General features: G+C 58.9%; 14 protein-coding genes. 11 read left to right on the top strand and 3 right to left on the bottom strand.

The genetic code is table 11. From position 1 onward, the window contains the following. Positions 1-95 precede the first annotated feature (95 nt). From QA639_RS13110 to QA639_RS13070, 9 genes are all read left to right on the top strand, one after another. Positions 96-575, top strand: a complete 480-nt coding sequence (locus QA639_RS13110) for a PRC-barrel domain-containing protein (protein WP_283089959.1) — start codon at positions 96-98, stop codon at positions 573-575. Between the two features lie 21 nt (positions 576-596). Continuing rightward, positions 597-1,247: a hypothetical protein gene (locus QA639_RS13105; protein ID WP_283089958.1), complete on the top strand. Its 651-nt coding sequence runs from the start codon at positions 597-599 to the stop codon at positions 1,245-1,247. A 185-nt stretch (positions 1,248-1,432) separates the two neighbouring features. Continuing rightward, on the top strand, positions 1,433-2,089 hold the full coding sequence (locus QA639_RS13100; RefSeq protein ID WP_253587591.1) for a BON domain-containing protein: 657 nt from the start codon (positions 1,433-1,435) through the stop codon (positions 2,087-2,089). A 45-nt stretch (positions 2,090-2,134) separates the two neighbouring features. Continuing rightward, a complete protein-coding gene (locus QA639_RS13095) occupies positions 2,135-2,605 on the top strand; it encodes an Hsp20/alpha crystallin family protein (protein ID WP_225645944.1) in 471 nt (156 codons plus the stop codon). A gap of 149 nt (positions 2,606-2,754) precedes the next feature. After that, positions 2,755-4,659 carry a molecular chaperone DnaK gene (gene dnaK, locus QA639_RS13090; RefSeq protein WP_283089957.1) on the top strand — a complete coding sequence of 635 codons (1,905 nt, stop codon included), beginning with the start codon at positions 2,755-2,757 and terminating at the stop codon, positions 4,657-4,659. A 43-nt stretch (positions 4,660-4,702) separates the two neighbouring features. Next, positions 4,703-5,269, top strand: coding sequence for a nucleotide exchange factor GrpE (locus QA639_RS13085; protein WP_283089956.1), 567 nt, complete (start codon positions 4,703-4,705; stop codon positions 5,267-5,269). A gap of 48 nt (positions 5,270-5,317) precedes the next feature. Further along, positions 5,318-6,229 carry a DnaJ C-terminal domain-containing protein gene (locus QA639_RS13080; RefSeq protein ID WP_283089955.1) on the top strand — a complete coding sequence of 304 codons (912 nt, stop codon included), beginning with the start codon at positions 5,318-5,320 and terminating at the stop codon, positions 6,227-6,229. Between the two features lies 1 nt (position 6,230). Then, the gene (locus QA639_RS13075; RefSeq protein WP_283089954.1) at positions 6,231-6,518 is read left to right on the top strand and encodes a chaperone modulator CbpM; all 288 of its coding nucleotides are present in this window, start codon (positions 6,231-6,233) and stop codon (positions 6,516-6,518) included. A gap of 54 nt (positions 6,519-6,572) precedes the next feature. Further along, positions 6,573-6,863 carry a hypothetical protein gene (locus QA639_RS13070; protein WP_283089953.1) on the top strand — a complete coding sequence of 97 codons (291 nt, stop codon included), beginning with the start codon at positions 6,573-6,575 and terminating at the stop codon, positions 6,861-6,863. 570 nt (positions 6,864-7,433) lie between these two features. On the opposite strand, the gene QA639_RS13065 is transcribed toward QA639_RS13070, so the two are convergent. Together QA639_RS13065 and QA639_RS13060 are read right to left on the bottom strand one after the other, a co-directional pair. Continuing rightward, positions 7,434-7,613 carry an NYN domain-containing protein gene (locus QA639_RS13065; RefSeq protein ID WP_283089952.1) on the bottom strand — a complete coding sequence of 60 codons (180 nt, stop codon included), beginning with the start codon at positions 7,611-7,613 and terminating at the stop codon, positions 7,434-7,436. Positions 7,614-8,529: 916 nt separating this feature from the next. Continuing rightward, entirely contained in the window at positions 8,530-9,255 is a 726-nt protein-coding gene (locus tag QA639_RS13060; protein WP_283089951.1) for a helix-turn-helix domain-containing protein, read from the bottom strand. A gap of 1,150 nt (positions 9,256-10,405) precedes the next feature. On the opposite strand from QA639_RS13060, the gene QA639_RS13055 reads away from it, so the two are divergent. Further along, positions 10,406-11,617, top strand: coding sequence for an alkene reductase (locus tag QA639_RS13055; protein ID WP_283089950.1), 1,212 nt, complete (start codon positions 10,406-10,408; stop codon positions 11,615-11,617). A 64-nt stretch (positions 11,618-11,681) separates the two neighbouring features. Next, positions 11,682-13,109 carry an NAD-dependent succinate-semialdehyde dehydrogenase gene (locus QA639_RS13050; protein ID WP_283089949.1) on the top strand — a complete coding sequence of 476 codons (1,428 nt, stop codon included), beginning with the start codon at positions 11,682-11,684 and terminating at the stop codon, positions 13,107-13,109. Here the strand turns inward: QA639_RS13050 and trxC are convergent. Further along, a complete protein-coding gene (trxC, locus tag QA639_RS13045; RefSeq protein ID WP_283089948.1) occupies positions 13,104-13,565 on the bottom strand; it encodes a thioredoxin TrxC in 462 nt (153 codons plus the stop codon). The two genes, QA639_RS13050 and trxC, sit on opposite strands and share 6 nt — an antisense overlap. Between the last annotated feature and the right edge of the window lie 18 nt (positions 13,566-13,583).

Here is a 13,583-nt window from a genome sequence, read left to right as displayed (position 1 = left end):
GAGCGATTAGCGGTCCGCCACATTGATAACCGTCATCGCCGCTGCCGGGATTGAGGGTTTAATTCTGCAGTGATGATCAAGCCCAGGAGATACCCATGATTGCATTCAACAGACTTGGAGCCTCTCTTGACTCTGACAACCGCACTGCATCGCCGCACTCACCTAGTCACGCCTTGGCAGCGCACAGGACCGCTCCCGACTGGATGATTTGGTTTGCGCTCGCGTCGATCACGGCATTGACTACCACTCCGGCACTTCCGCAAGCCGGCGTAAGTCTCGTCAAGGTCGACTTCTCGGTTGTAGCCAATGGCTACCGCATGAGCAAGCTGCTCGGCAGCAACGTTATCAACGACAAGAACGAAAAGATCGGGACCCTCGATGATGTCATCGCGGACAAGAAGCAAGTGAACTTTGCTGTGCTGCAGGTCGGCGGGTTCCTCGGCGTCGGCGGCCGCCTGATAGTCGTGCCCTATGAGAGCCTCGCCATCGACGACAACGGACAAAAGATCACCTTGCCCGGCGCATCAAAGGAGGAACTAAAGAAGCTGACGGAATACCATTATAAATCGTCCTAGTCGGACAGGAGCGCGCGTCCGATGTCCGGACCTTCCGATGTCCTTGACCAGCTCCGCACACGAGAAGTGACGGGCGTCTTCCATTCCCGGAGAGCGCTCGACACCGCCGCCCAGGATTTGTTGTCCTCGGGATTTGACCGAGCCGACATCGACATCAGCGCCTCGCCCGATGAACAGCAACGGCGGCTAAACTATCAGGCTATTCCGGCCGCCGACCTTGCCGACATACCGGCAGCGGCGCGGAGGCCCTACGTAGGCGGAGACGATCGGCTTGGCCTCGAAGTCGTCACGGCCAGCGTGGTCGGCTGCGTTGTCGCCCTTGTCATCGCGCTCTATCTCATATCACGCGAAATAACGCCACCGAGCGTTATCCTCGTTTCTGTCCTCGGCGGGGTCGTCGCGGCCGCCGTTGCGATACGTCCGCTGCGACGGGTGATGCAGCGTGACCGGGTTCGCGGATTGGAACCTGCCGCCGAATGGGACGGGTTGCTGATCTGGGTACGGGTTCAGTCCCCGGAGAAGGAAGCATTGGCACAGGAAATTCTGCTTCGCCACGGCGGAGAGGCCGTTCACATCCACGAAATCGATATCGCCAAAACGACCGACGATCTCCCGTTTCACTCGCTGCGGCCCGATCCGTGGTTAGGGAACGAACCCTTGGGGCGGCCATAGTTCATCGTTCGTTGGAGCCAGCATTGCGAAGCACTCTCGGGAAACGGCTTCATCGACCGCACAAAACCTTGTGAGGAAGTTGATGGTCGTCATGGCCGCCTCCATTGGCCAGCATAGATTCGAACTCTATCGTCAAAAATGATGTGAGACAGTTTACCGAGTCTCGTGCAGACCAGGAGAACAACATGAAATCCGACAGCGAAATTGAGCGCGATGTTCGGGACGAACTGAAATGGGATCCCGATCTGGATGCCGACGATATTGCCGTGTCAGTCAAGGATGGTGTCGTCACGCTAGCGGGGTTCACCCACAGCTACACCGACAGGCTTGAGGCCGAGACAGCCGCGAAGCGGGTCGCCGGTGTTCTTGCCGTCGCAAACGACATCGAAGTGCGGCTACCAGCGATCGACCAACGTCCGGATCCCGACATCGCCCGAGACGCAGTTGCCGCGCTGAAGTCACAACTGCCAATTTCCCACGACCAGATAAAGGTCATCGTCAAGGATGGCTGGATCACGCTCGAAGGCACGGTGGAGTGGCGATACCAGAAGACCACCGCAGACGCGGCGGTCCGCAAGGTCAAGGGAGTGAAAGGCGTCACCAACGTCATTACACTGAAGCCCAAGGTCCAGCCCACCGACATCCAGCGCAAGATCCAGGATGCCTTCAAACGAAGCGCCGAGGTTGATGCGGAGCGCATCAGCGTGGACGTGAGGGGCAGCGAAGTGGTGCTGGAAGGCACCGTTCGCTCCTGGATCGAGCGCGAGGAAGCCGAACGTGTTGCATGGTCGGCGCCCGGCGTCACAAAGGTCGAAGACCGGATTGTCGTCCGGCCTTACTAGTCCTCCCCAAGCCAGCAGAACTTCACTCAAAGAAGGAGAATTGCAATGAGGTTAAAATCACTGGTCCCGTTTGGAGATGCGGGCGCATTGATGCGACCCGATTTCGGGCTATTCGGTCTGCATCGGGAGATCGATCGGCTTTTTAGCGAGTTCGCGCAAGGCATCGGCCCGAGCGGCAAAGCGAACATCGTGCCGAACATCGAAATTTCCGAAAGTGACAAGGCGATCGAAGTTACAGCCGAGATGCCCGGACTCGAGCGCAAGGACGTCGAGATATCGATCGAGGACGACGCTCTCACCATTCGTGGCGAGAAGAAGGTCGAAGAACAGCAGAAGGACAAGAACGTCCAGCACAGCGAGCGTAGCTACGGCGTGTTCTATCGCGTGCTGCAATTGCCTTCCGGTATCGACCCTTCGAGCGTTCAGGCAACCATGTCGAACGGTGTGCTGAAGATTACGATTCCGAAGCCTGCCAAACCGGAGCCGAAGAAGATCGAGGTCAAGGAAGCCGCCTAGCCCCGCGGCTGCGGGGCGCGCAAATCGTTCTCCTCCCGGCGCATTGCGCGTCCCGCTCAACCTGCTGATGCGAAATCACACCAACACATCTGGCGGTCGACGACCGCTCCGCAACCGAGCCAGCGCGACTACATCGAAAGGAGCCAGTCATGGCGAAAGCAATCGGCATCGATCTCGGGACCACCAATTCCTGCGTCGCCGTGATGGAAGGAAGCAAGGCCAGGGTCATTGAAAACGCCGAGGGCGGCCGCACGACGCCGTCGATGGTCGCTTTCACCGATGAAGGTGAGGTCCTTGTCGGGCAACCCGCCAAGCGGCAGAGCATCACCAATCCGGAGAACACCGTCTACGCCATCAAGCGGCTAATCGGGCGGCGCTATGACGACCCGATCACCGCGAAAGACAAGGGTATGGTTTCTTATCACATCGTGCCCGGCGACAACGGTGACGCATGGGTCGAAGTGAGGGGCAAGAGGTACAGCCCAAGCCAGATCAGCGCTTTCATTCTGACCAAGATGAAGGAAACTGCCGAAGCCCATCTAGGAGATAAGGTAACGCAGGCTGTAATAACCGTGCCGGCCTATTTCAACGATGCCCAGCGTCAAGCAACCAAGGACGCCGGACGGATTGCCGGCCTCGAGGTACTCCGTATCATCAACGAGCCGACCGCGGCCGCGCTGGCCTATGGCCTGGACAAGAAGGGCAGCGGAAAGATCGCCGTCTACGATCTCGGCGGCGGCACATTCGACGTTTCAATCCTTGAGGTTGGAGATGGCGTGTTTGAGGTGAAGGCTACCAACGGCGATACCTTCCTCGGTGGCGAAGATTTCGATAAGCGCATCATCGACTATCTGGCAGACGAATTTCGCAAGGAGAACGGCATCGATTTGCGCAGGGATCGCCTTGCACTACAGCGGCTCAAAGATGCCGCCGAGAAGGCCAAGATCGAGCTCTCGAGCGCCACCCAGACCGACGTCAACTTGCCCTTCATCACGGCCGACCAGAACGGGCCGAAACATCTCAATATCAAGCTCTCCCGGGCGAAGCTGGAGGCGCTGGTCGACGATCTGATCGAGCGCACCGTCGGACCCTGCAAGGCAGCGTTGAAGGATGCCGGGCTGCAGGCGTCCGACATCAACGAAGTGGTGCTGGTTGGCGGCCAGACCCGCATGCCGAAAGTGCAGGAAACCGTGCAGAACTTGTTTCAGCGTGAACCGCACAAGGGCGTCAACCCGGACGAAGTGGTGGCGATCGGCGCCGCAATTCAGGCCGGCGTGCTTCAGGGCGACGTCAAGGACGTGCTGCTGCTCGACGTGACGCCCCTGTCGCTGGGCATCGAGACGCTGGGCGGTGTTATGACCAAGCTGATCGACCGCAATACAACCATTCCGACCAGGAAGAGCCAGGTATTCTCAACTGCGGAAGACAACCAGACGGCGGTCACCATTCGCGTCTTTCAAGGCGAACGGGAAATGGCAGCCGACAATAAGCTGCTGGGGCAATTCGACCTCGTCGGGATTCCGCCGGCACCCCGCGGCGTGCCACAGATCGAAGTCACCTTTGATATCGATGCCAATGGCATTGTCAATGTCTCCGCCAAGGACAAGGCCAGCGGCAAGGAGCAAAGCATCCGGATCCAGGCCTCCGGTGGTCTTAGCGAGGCGGATATCCAGAAGATGGTCAGGGAAGCCGAAGCCCACGCCGAGGAGGACAAGCGCCGCAAGGAACTCGTCGAAGCACGCAACCAAGCCGATGCGGCGATCTACAGCACTGAAAAGGCCCTGAAGGAATCGGAATCCAAGATCCCTGCCAATCTCAAGAAGGAGGTCGAGCAGGCAGTCTCCGATGCAAAGCAGGCCCTCACTGCCGAAAACCCGCAATCGATTCGCCAAGCGACGGATCGTTTGCAACAGACCGCCGTCAGGATCGGCGAGGCACTGAACCGCGCCGCCTCGCAAGGCGCCGACGCACAGGCGTCGTCGAGCGGAAGCGGTTCTTCCGGTGAAGACGTCGTCGATGCCGAATTCGAGGAAGTCGACCCGCGCGATCGATGAGGATCGTGAAGCGCGAACTCGCACATGAAAACAGGCGAATGACATGGCAACAAACCCCGTGGACGAGGATCCTAATAAGGCGCAGGCGAATAGCCGCGAAACGCAGGTGAACAGCGTCGAGACCGGGAGCGGCGATCTCGAGGTCGAGAATGAACTTTTGAGGGAACGTTTGATGCGCGCGCTCGCCGAGACCGAGAATACCCGCCGGCAAGGCGAGCGGCGCACAGAGGAGGCACGGAGGTACGCTATCGCGAGCTTCGCCCGCGAACTGCTGCAGGTGGTCGACAATCTGCGGCGGGCGATCGGTGCCGGCAGTAACCGGGCTGACACTGGCCAGCAGGATCCATTGATCGAAGGCGTGACAGCAACTGACCGCATCCTGACGGAGGTCCTGAAGCGGTTCGGCGTGGAGGAGATGAAGGCGCTGGACGCACCGTTCGACCCCGAGAAACACGAAGCGGTGCTGGAGATCGATGCAGCCGGACAGCCGTCCCGCAATGTGGTTCAGGTTCTCGAGAATGGCTACACGCTGCACGACCGTTTACTGCGGCCGGCGCGCGTCGCGGTAGCCAAAGCCCGACAGCCATCTCCGCAGGCAACACGACAGTGAGGCGGGCTGCGCGCGGCCCAACCGCGTATAAAAGAACGGGAGCGGATATTGGCTGCAGACCCCTATACGACGCTGGGAGTAAAAAAGGATGCCACGCAAGCAGATATCCAGAAGGCCTATCGCCGTCTCGCGAAGAAATCGCATCCTGACCTCAATCCCGGCGACAAGGCCGCCGAGGAACAATTTAAGGAACTCTCCGCCGCCTATGATCTGTTGAACGATCCGGAGAAACGTGCACGCTTTGATCACGGCGAGATCGACAGTTCGGGCGCTGAGCGACCGAGGCGGCGGTACTATCGGGATTTCGCCGATCAGGACGGCTGGTCGACCTACACCAGCAATTCCGGTTTTGCCGATTTTGGCGACTTTTCCGGTAGCGAGGATATCCTCTCGGAGATTTTCGGTCGCGCGGGCCGCGGCAGCCGCAGACGGGGCCAAGATGTCCGCTATCATATCGACCTCGCCTTCCTCGATGCCGTCAACGGCGGCAAGCAATCGCTTGTGCTTCCCGATGGATCCAGGCTCGAGGTCAACATTCCTCCGGGTGTGCGGGACGGCCAGACACTGCGTCTGAAAGGCAAAGGCCGTCTGGCGGCCGGCGAAGGTCAACCCGGCGATGCCCTGATCGAGATCAGCGTTCAGCCGCACCCCTACTTCACCCGCAAAGGCGACGACATCTATCTGGATCTACCGATCTCGCTGAAGGAAGCGGTGCTGGGCGCAAAGATCAGCGTCCCTACGCCGAGTGGGACGGTTACGGTGACGGTGCCGAAATGGTCGAGCACCGGTCGCTTGCTCCGGCTCAAGGGGCGCGGCGTTCCGCGTCCTGACGGTGGCAAGGGCGACCAATACATTACACTGAAGCTGGTGCTGCCGCAAAAGCGGGATCCGGAACTCGAGAAATTCGTCGCCCGATGGCAGCCGGCCACGGAAAGCCCGCGGCAGTCTATGGGGGTTTGACATGCAAATGCAGGAATTCATCGACCGATCACATCTCGACCTCCCGACACTAAATGTGTGGATCGAAGCGGAATGGCTTATCCCCATCGCTGCCAAAAGAAGATTGGACTTTTCTGATGCCGAACTTGCGCGGGTGCGCTTGATCCAGGACCTCAAGGCCGATTTCGGCGTAAACGACGAAGGCATTTCGATAATCTTGCACCTGCTGGATCAGCTGCACGGGCTGCGTTGCCTAGTTCAGGATATCCACACCATGGAGACGCTGGATCGCAGGAAGCATGGCGGCTGAAGCCGCAGAAAACTGAACAGAGCCAATCCTGCGTTCAAAAAAAAGGAACGACTGATGTCAATTCCCAAGGGCCTCGGTTCGTGGCTGGTCATCATTCTATTGTTGTTGCTGCTGGCAGCCGCCGGTTTCGTTGCAAATGAGGGCTTGCGCCTCGGAGATGCCGAGGTACCCGCATCGGGTTACATTGCCATGGCACTCGGCGTGACCTTCTCGCTTGTCCTCGGCTTCGGACTCATGGCCCTGCTCTTTTACAGCAGCCGCAAGGGGTACGACGAACCTGCCGTGCTGATTAAGGACCCCAAGCCAGGAGCCGATTCAGCGTCACCCGCCTCGGATTCGAAGTAGCAAGCTTCGGATTCAGAGCAGCAATCTTGTGCCAGCGCGGGACGTCAATCAAGCCGGCCGATCGGCCTCTGCGCTTATGGCGAAGGAACGCAACGCCTACGCTATCGCCATTGACCGACCCAGCGCATAGCGCCGATAGGCCCTTTTTAGGAAAGCAGAAGAGCAAATTCTTTCGAGTTCAGACCTCCAATCGAAGCCCTTACCGTTAGATGCCGGGCACAATCGCTACGCAGATTAGCGAGATCGACAAAAGCAGTCTGCTCGTCTACGCAATTCGTCAGCGGCCATTGCCGGGCTCGTCGTAATCATCGAAAACGACATTGACGCGCACCCCTTGTCGCCGCACTTGCCTTAACGACAGGCTGACAATTTCCGCTTCCTGAGAATAGCACCATCTCGTCTAGTTGCTCCACCAACACCATCGCATCGACATGTGCACATTGCCTCTGACTTTCCGTCGTCTGCCAGCGTCCACATACTCCTTGGTTGACTTCGATACGATACTGAAGCCGTTATAAGCCAGCCAATCGACAAGCGGCCGAATACTGGAATGCTGCTCCTGATTCTGAGCTATTTGCTATGTAGTAGATGGCGCGCAAGACAGTCCCTCCGACTGCGGAATTTCTCGAGCACTTTTCGATAGTCGAGGTCAAAGCCGAGAGCTTTCGCACTGAGATGAAGGTTTTCCGCGTCGATAAAGAGCGCGATCTTCTCTACTCGGGTACGTGTTCCTCCGCCGCCGCATGTCATAGGACCCAACCGCTGTGTTCGCCTTGCGGTGCTAGAAGCCGAAACACGCCGTGAGCAATTGATCAGCTTTTGCGCCTAACTGGGCAACCGCTCGTCAGCGAAGGCGCTGCATCACCTACTCCCACGTGGCTTCTCGAAGCCATATGCAATTACCCAGGCGCCTTGGCGGCACGGTCCGCAACCAAGTTTGTGACCGCAACTTTGCGTGTTCGTCTGTTATTGCTAGGGCAAGATCGCATTGTTCCGGCAGGGACAATGGCAGCCCGGCTTGCAAACTTTCCCAACCTGTAGCTTCTTACCGGCTGATTCTTCTTATCGCCTCAGAATCCTGAAGCAAGGTCGACAGGAGCGCCGCCTCGAACATCTCGCTTCACAGACTATCAGCCTCGTCCTGAAGTCCTGCATTTCCGGCGATATCGGCGCCGGGCTGGCGATAAGCACAATGGAGTGCTACGCCCCGCTGGATGTTTGGCCTTCCGGCCACAAGCGGCATTGAAGTGTTGGAGGCGCGGCATCGCATCCGAGACCATTTGCGGCCATCGCCATGGCGGCCCAGGCAGTATTCAGGTTGCTGCTCGCGCCATGCGGGCGTACTCGAATTTCTGAGACACCACATAGCGAGCAAGCATAGCTGGAAGCCATTGAGGCCGCCTTCGTGAACGGAGGGACGACTGTTCATGCCGAAGGACCGCCGATGCCACGCGCCGCGTCAATATCCTTACGCGAAAGCAAAGCACTTCAGTCGCTGATCGACGACAGCTCCAATAAGATGACCGCTCATCAGCGGGCCTTAGCGTGCGCACGATCGAGGCTCAGCGCGCGCGTATAATGGTGCGGCTCGGCATGCGATCAAACTGCGGAAGCGCTTTGTCTCGGCATCAGGGCGCGGCTGGCCTAACGCAGTTCGTGGTCAGCGCTATAGCTCAGGTCGATAAGTTGGGTCGGAATTGCTAGCCGCCGAGCCGCACGGAATCATGTTCGTTCTTCTCCTTAAGACATTTCGATCGATAATCCTGACGGTGCGTTTTCCCGACAGCGTGATCGCGCCGCGCTGCTGCAGGCTAGTGAAGCAACGACAAACGGTTTCGACCGAAACTGACAGATACTCGGCGATGTCGTAACGGGTCAGGGGCAATACGACCTGCCCCTTATCATTCGACGAACGGCTCGCCAACGCAAGCAGGAATGAACCGACCTTTTCGACCGCCCTTACGCCGCCGATGATCAGCAATTGGTCCTGAATCCGCGACAGGGTCTGAAATGCGACACTGCGGAGCTCGCGGGCGAACTCCACATCGCGCTGCGCCAATTGCTCGACCCTTTGACTAGAGTAACTAGCCAACGCTGTTTCCTCGGCGATCGCCTCAACCGTTAGATCTTCGTTTCCATCGACGACGACGAAGAAATCTCCCGGCAACATCAAGTCGAGAATCTGCCGCCGCCCGTCTGAACGGATGGCGGATCGCCGAACCGCTCCCGAAATTACGAAGTACCAATGGGCCGCCGGCTCCGAATTGACTGGAACCTCCTGGCTCCTGGCAATCAGCATTATCTTGGCATGCTCATCGAGCTGTTTCATCGCATGGTTCTGCGCGGCTAACATTCGCCGATAGTAGTCTAGTGCGCGCGGTTTCGCCTTCATCGCTGCACCTTCCTGTTCTCGTTCTTCTTCATGCTGCCAATTCCCACCACACTAACCCTGTTATCGCCCTGATGATCCGACCTTTTTATAGATCTCCGTACCGTAAGAATACGTAATCGGCCGCCAAGGAGCTCCTTACGGACCGCAATAATTGATCGCAGTCACGACACGCTGACGCTGCGTGCGGTGTAAGAACGAAAGTTGGAAATCAAGCGTAGGCGGAAGAACAGTCATGGCCCCCTTGAAGGCGCAGATCAACCAAAGTGTAACGTCCGCGGACAGATGACGTCCGCCAGACCAGCAGCCGGGCTACTGGGGCAAGCTGACGCATTGCTGGAGAAGCATTTGATTGAAGATCTGACGCGCTGAAACGCCTTTCCGTTTCGCAAGCGCAGGACGCGACCAAGCCGCGGTCCAAAGAGGCGGTGGAGGAACTTTATCAGGTCGCCACAAGGAGCGATGAAAATGCTGAAGTGGTGAAGGCCGGTCGCAAGCTGGAGGTTTTGATATCGCGCTACCACGTTTATCCTCAGTGTTTGGCGCGTGCCTCCAGGATGGCAATCACTGCATCATCAAAGGCCTTGCTGTGTGCCACCGACATCGAGTGGCCTATCTTACAATTACGGTGGCCTAATTTGATCTGAACGAATGCCGAGTGCATGAATTTGGCGGTTCGTCATGAAAGACCATGGACCGGCACGGCCAGCCTCTTTCAGGACAACGAAGACGCGTCAACCGTCGATCTCATCCCGAATCGCCTTAAGACGTTAATACCGAGGACGGCTGCAAGACCTGCAAGGCACCGGTGAAGTCATAACGCTGAAGCAGGGCCGCATCAGTTGGCGGCCTCTTTCATTGCATCGTGCCCATGAGGGCAGGCGCAACGTGCGGCCGTACATCAGCGCCCCGGTTACCGCAGGCCGTGCAGACGAACCGCAGCTCGGTCTCCGATCGCCGGGCTTCGTCCGGCCATCGATCGGAGGCCATCTCGATTGAATGACTGCAGCGATAGTCTGGCGGATGACGCGTTCCAACCATTTTGTCTTAGTCATATCGTTGCTCTGACCCGTTTGGTTGACAATCGTCAGTGAGGGCGGTTCTCGAGGTGGCTAGGATTGCAATGAGGTTCTTCTCTATGCAGGAGCAGGCGATGGATGACGTGGTGACAGCGACACCAACGCAAGAAGCGAGCCGGAAGACGGATACCGCACCACTGTTCCTGCCGTACCGCCTTGGTCCATTCAATCTGTCCCATCGCGTGGTTATGGCCCCGCTGACGCGCTCGCGCGCTCGACAGCCCGGCAATGTGCCGGGCGCGTTGGCGGCCTGCTACTATGCGCAGCGCGCCTCGGCGGCGCTGATCGTCAGCGAAGCGACGCAGGTGTCGATGCAGGGTCAGGGCTATGCCTGGACACCCGGCATTCATAGCCGCGAGCAGGTCGAGGCGTGGCAACGTATTACCGACGCGGTGCATCAGGCGGCGGGCCTGATGTTTTGCCAGCTCTGGCACGTCGGCCGCATTTCACATCCTGCGCTACAGCCCGACAACATGCTGCCCGTCGCTCCCTCGGCCATCATCCCTGCTGGAAAGGCCTTCATCGAAAACGAGCGGGGGGAAGGCACGCTCGTTCCCTTTGTACGACCCCGCGCGCTTGACATCGAGGAGATGCCCTACGTGGTGGCGCAATATGTGCGTGCGGCAAGGAATGCAGTGGCGGCCGATTTCGACGGCGTGGAGATCCATGCAGCCAACGGCTATTTGCTCGACCAGTTTATCGAAAGCGGCACCAATCGGCGCGCCGACGCCTATGGCGGCGCGGTGGAGAGCCGCACCCGCCTGCTATTTGAAATCGTCGAGGCCCTGACGCCGGTCTGGGGACCGGATCGCATCGGCGTGCGCATATCCCCGTTGGGAAAATTGAACGACATACATGACGACAACCCACAAGCAACCTTTGGCTATGTGGCCGAACGCCTGAGCGAATACGGGTTGGCCTATCTGCATATGGTCAACCCCGCGCTCGAGCAGATGCAAAGCGGGAAAGAACCGGATCCAGCCGCTCTGGATATGGCGAAGCTGGTCCGGAACAGGTTCAGGGGAACCCTGATCGTGGCAGGCGGCTTCGATGCCGAGAGCGGAGCGCAGTGGCTTCGGGAGGGATGGGCCGATCTGATCGCGTACGGCCGGAAATTCCTCGCCAACCCCGACTTGCCAGACCGTCTGCGTCTGGGCGCGGCACTCAACGCCGATGATCCCAGCAGTTACTACGGCGGAGGTGAGAAGGGATACACCGACTACCCGTCGCTGGCCCAGGACCGCGGCGAACAGCCCAAGGCGTGCGTGGACCAGAGCTGGCGATAATCAAAGCTTGCATTGCAAGAGCGCAAATTGACGGCCGTCATGGTCTATCGAACCCCGCATACTCATGGTGATCGACGCAGCGAGTGCCGCCCGGCCGAGCGCGATGCGAGGACCATCCGCGATGACATTTCAATCCGTCAACCCCACCACCGGTGAGCCATTTGCGACATATGAGGAATGGTCGACCGAGAAGGCGCAAGACGTCGTCGGCACGGTTCACCAGGATTACCTCGCCTGGCGCCGCACCGGTTTCGAACACCGCGCTTCGCTGATGCGCAACGCAGCCGAGATCCTGAACAAGGAGGCGCGCGAATATGCAAAGTTGATGGCGGAGGAGATGGGAAAGCCCTTCCACGAGGGTGTTGCAGAGGCCGAGAAATGCGCCAAGACTTGCGAGTACTTTGCCGACAATGCGGAGAATTTCCTGACACGTCAGCCGGTATGGACGGAAGCATGCAGGACTTTCGTCGCGTTCAACCCGCTCGGGGTAGTGTTGGCGGTCATGCCCTGGAATTTTCCATTCTGGCAGGTCTTTCGTTTCGCAGCACCGAGCCTGATGGCGGGCAATGCCGCGTTGCTCAAGCATGCCTCGAACGTTCCGGGTTGTGCGCTTGCGATCGAACAGATCTTTCGCGACGCCGGCTTTCCCGAAAATCTGCTCCGCACATTGATGATCACAAGCAAGCAAGTCGAGGCCGTGATCGAGCATCCGCTCGTGCGCGGGGTGACCCTGACGGGCAGCGGCGCCGCCGGGCGCGCAGTCGCGAGCAAGGCTGGCGCCATGCTCAAGAAGACGGTGCTCGAGCTGGGCGGCAGCGACCCCTATCTGATCCTGGAAGATGCCGATACCGATTCCGCCGCCGCCATATGCGCCAGGGGCCGGCTGCTGAATTCGGGCCAGAGCTGCATCGCTGCCAAGCGATTCATCGTGGTCGAAAAGGCCAGGCCGGCTTTCGAGAAACGCTTTGTCGAGCTGATGAGCCAGACCAAGATGGGAGACCCATTCGAACATGGGACAGAGATAGGTCCGCTGGCGCGGCACGATTTGCGCGACTCCTTGCACCGGCAGGTCGTCGCAAGCGTCGGAAAGGGAGCGCGCCTCCTCCTCGGCGGCAAGGTGCCCAATCATCCGGGAGCCTACTATCCGCCGACAGTCCTCACCGACGTAGGGAAAGGCATGCCGGCCTATGAAGAGGAATTGTTCGGTCCGGTTGCGGCAATCATCCCGACCCGGAACGAGGCCGAGGCGATTGCGGTCGCGAACGACAGCCCATTCGGACTTGGCGGCGGCGTGATCACCCGCGATCTTGTGCGCGGAGAAAGGATTGCAGAGTTCGAGATTGAATCGGGAATGGTCTTCGTCAACGACAACGTTCGTTCCGATCCGAGAGTGCCTTTTGGAGGCATCAAGGAAAGCGGCTATGGGCGTGAATTGTCCTGCTACGGCATCAGGGAGTTCGTCAACATCAAGACTGTGATGGTGTACTCATGAGGCTGCAGGCGCGGCCGATGGCGCATGCTGGCGTAACCATTGGCGCAACGCCTCGGCACCCACAGCTCCAGTGCGTTGGGCGACGATATTGCCTTTATGGAATAGCATCAGCGTTGGAATGCTTCGAATGTTGTAACGGCCTGACAGATCGGCCTCGGCCTCTGTGTCAACCTTCAGAAAACGAAGTTCGGGTTCGAACTCGCCGGCGGCGCGCTCAAAAGCCGGTGCCATCCCCTTGCAGGGCCCACACCACTCCGCCCAGAAATCGACCACGACGGGAATATCGTTGCGCTGGATGTGGGTGGCAAAGGCGCGAGCGGAAACCGGCGTCGGATGCCCCGTAAACAGGAGTTGGTGGCAATGGCCGCATTTCGCCCGGCGCGCATCCTTCCCGGCCGGAATTCGGTTGATGCTTGTGCAATGCGGACAGACGATGTGGCGGATTTGTGTACTCATGTTAGGATGGCTCCCGAA

It is taken from the genome of Bradyrhizobium pachyrhizi, assembly GCF_029714545.1.
Taxonomy (GTDB): Bacteria; Pseudomonadota; Alphaproteobacteria; order Rhizobiales; family Xanthobacteraceae; genus Bradyrhizobium; species Bradyrhizobium pachyrhizi.
This window is presented reverse-complemented; position numbering and strand designations above follow the sequence as displayed.

Excerpts from the sequence above, each read along its gene's own strand:
- dnaK (WP_283089957.1), top strand. The coding sequence starts at position 2,755 with ATGGCGAAAGCAATCGGCATCGATCTCGGGACCACCAATTCCTGCGTC.
- QA639_RS13070 (WP_283089953.1), top strand. The coding sequence starts at position 6,573 with ATGTCAATTCCCAAGGGCCTCGGTTCGTGGCTGGTCATCATTCTATTG.
- QA639_RS13075 (WP_283089954.1), top strand. The coding sequence starts at position 6,231 with ATGCAAATGCAGGAATTCATCGACCGATCACATCTCGACCTCCCGACA.
- QA639_RS13085 (WP_283089956.1), top strand. The coding sequence starts at position 4,703 with ATGGCAACAAACCCCGTGGACGAGGATCCTAATAAGGCGCAGGCGAAT.
- QA639_RS13065 (WP_283089952.1), bottom strand. The coding sequence starts at position 7,613 with ATGACATGCGGCGGCGGAGGAACACGTACCCGAGTAGAGAAGATCGCG.
- QA639_RS13095 (WP_225645944.1), top strand. The coding sequence starts at position 2,135 with ATGAGGTTAAAATCACTGGTCCCGTTTGGAGATGCGGGCGCATTGATG.
- QA639_RS13110 (WP_283089959.1), top strand. The coding sequence starts at position 96 with ATGATTGCATTCAACAGACTTGGAGCCTCTCTTGACTCTGACAACCGC.
- QA639_RS13060 (WP_283089951.1), bottom strand. The coding sequence starts at position 9,255 with ATGAAGGCGAAACCGCGCGCACTAGACTACTATCGGCGAATGTTAGCC.
- QA639_RS13055 (WP_283089950.1), top strand. The coding sequence starts at position 10,406 with ATGGATGACGTGGTGACAGCGACACCAACGCAAGAAGCGAGCCGGAAG.
- QA639_RS13105 (WP_283089958.1), top strand. The coding sequence starts at position 597 with ATGTCCGGACCTTCCGATGTCCTTGACCAGCTCCGCACACGAGAAGTG.
- trxC (WP_283089948.1), bottom strand. The coding sequence starts at position 13,565 with ATGAGTACACAAATCCGCCACATCGTCTGTCCGCATTGCACAAGCATC.
- QA639_RS13100 (WP_253587591.1), top strand. The coding sequence starts at position 1,433 with ATGAAATCCGACAGCGAAATTGAGCGCGATGTTCGGGACGAACTGAAA.
- QA639_RS13050 (WP_283089949.1), top strand. The coding sequence starts at position 11,682 with ATGGTGATCGACGCAGCGAGTGCCGCCCGGCCGAGCGCGATGCGAGGA.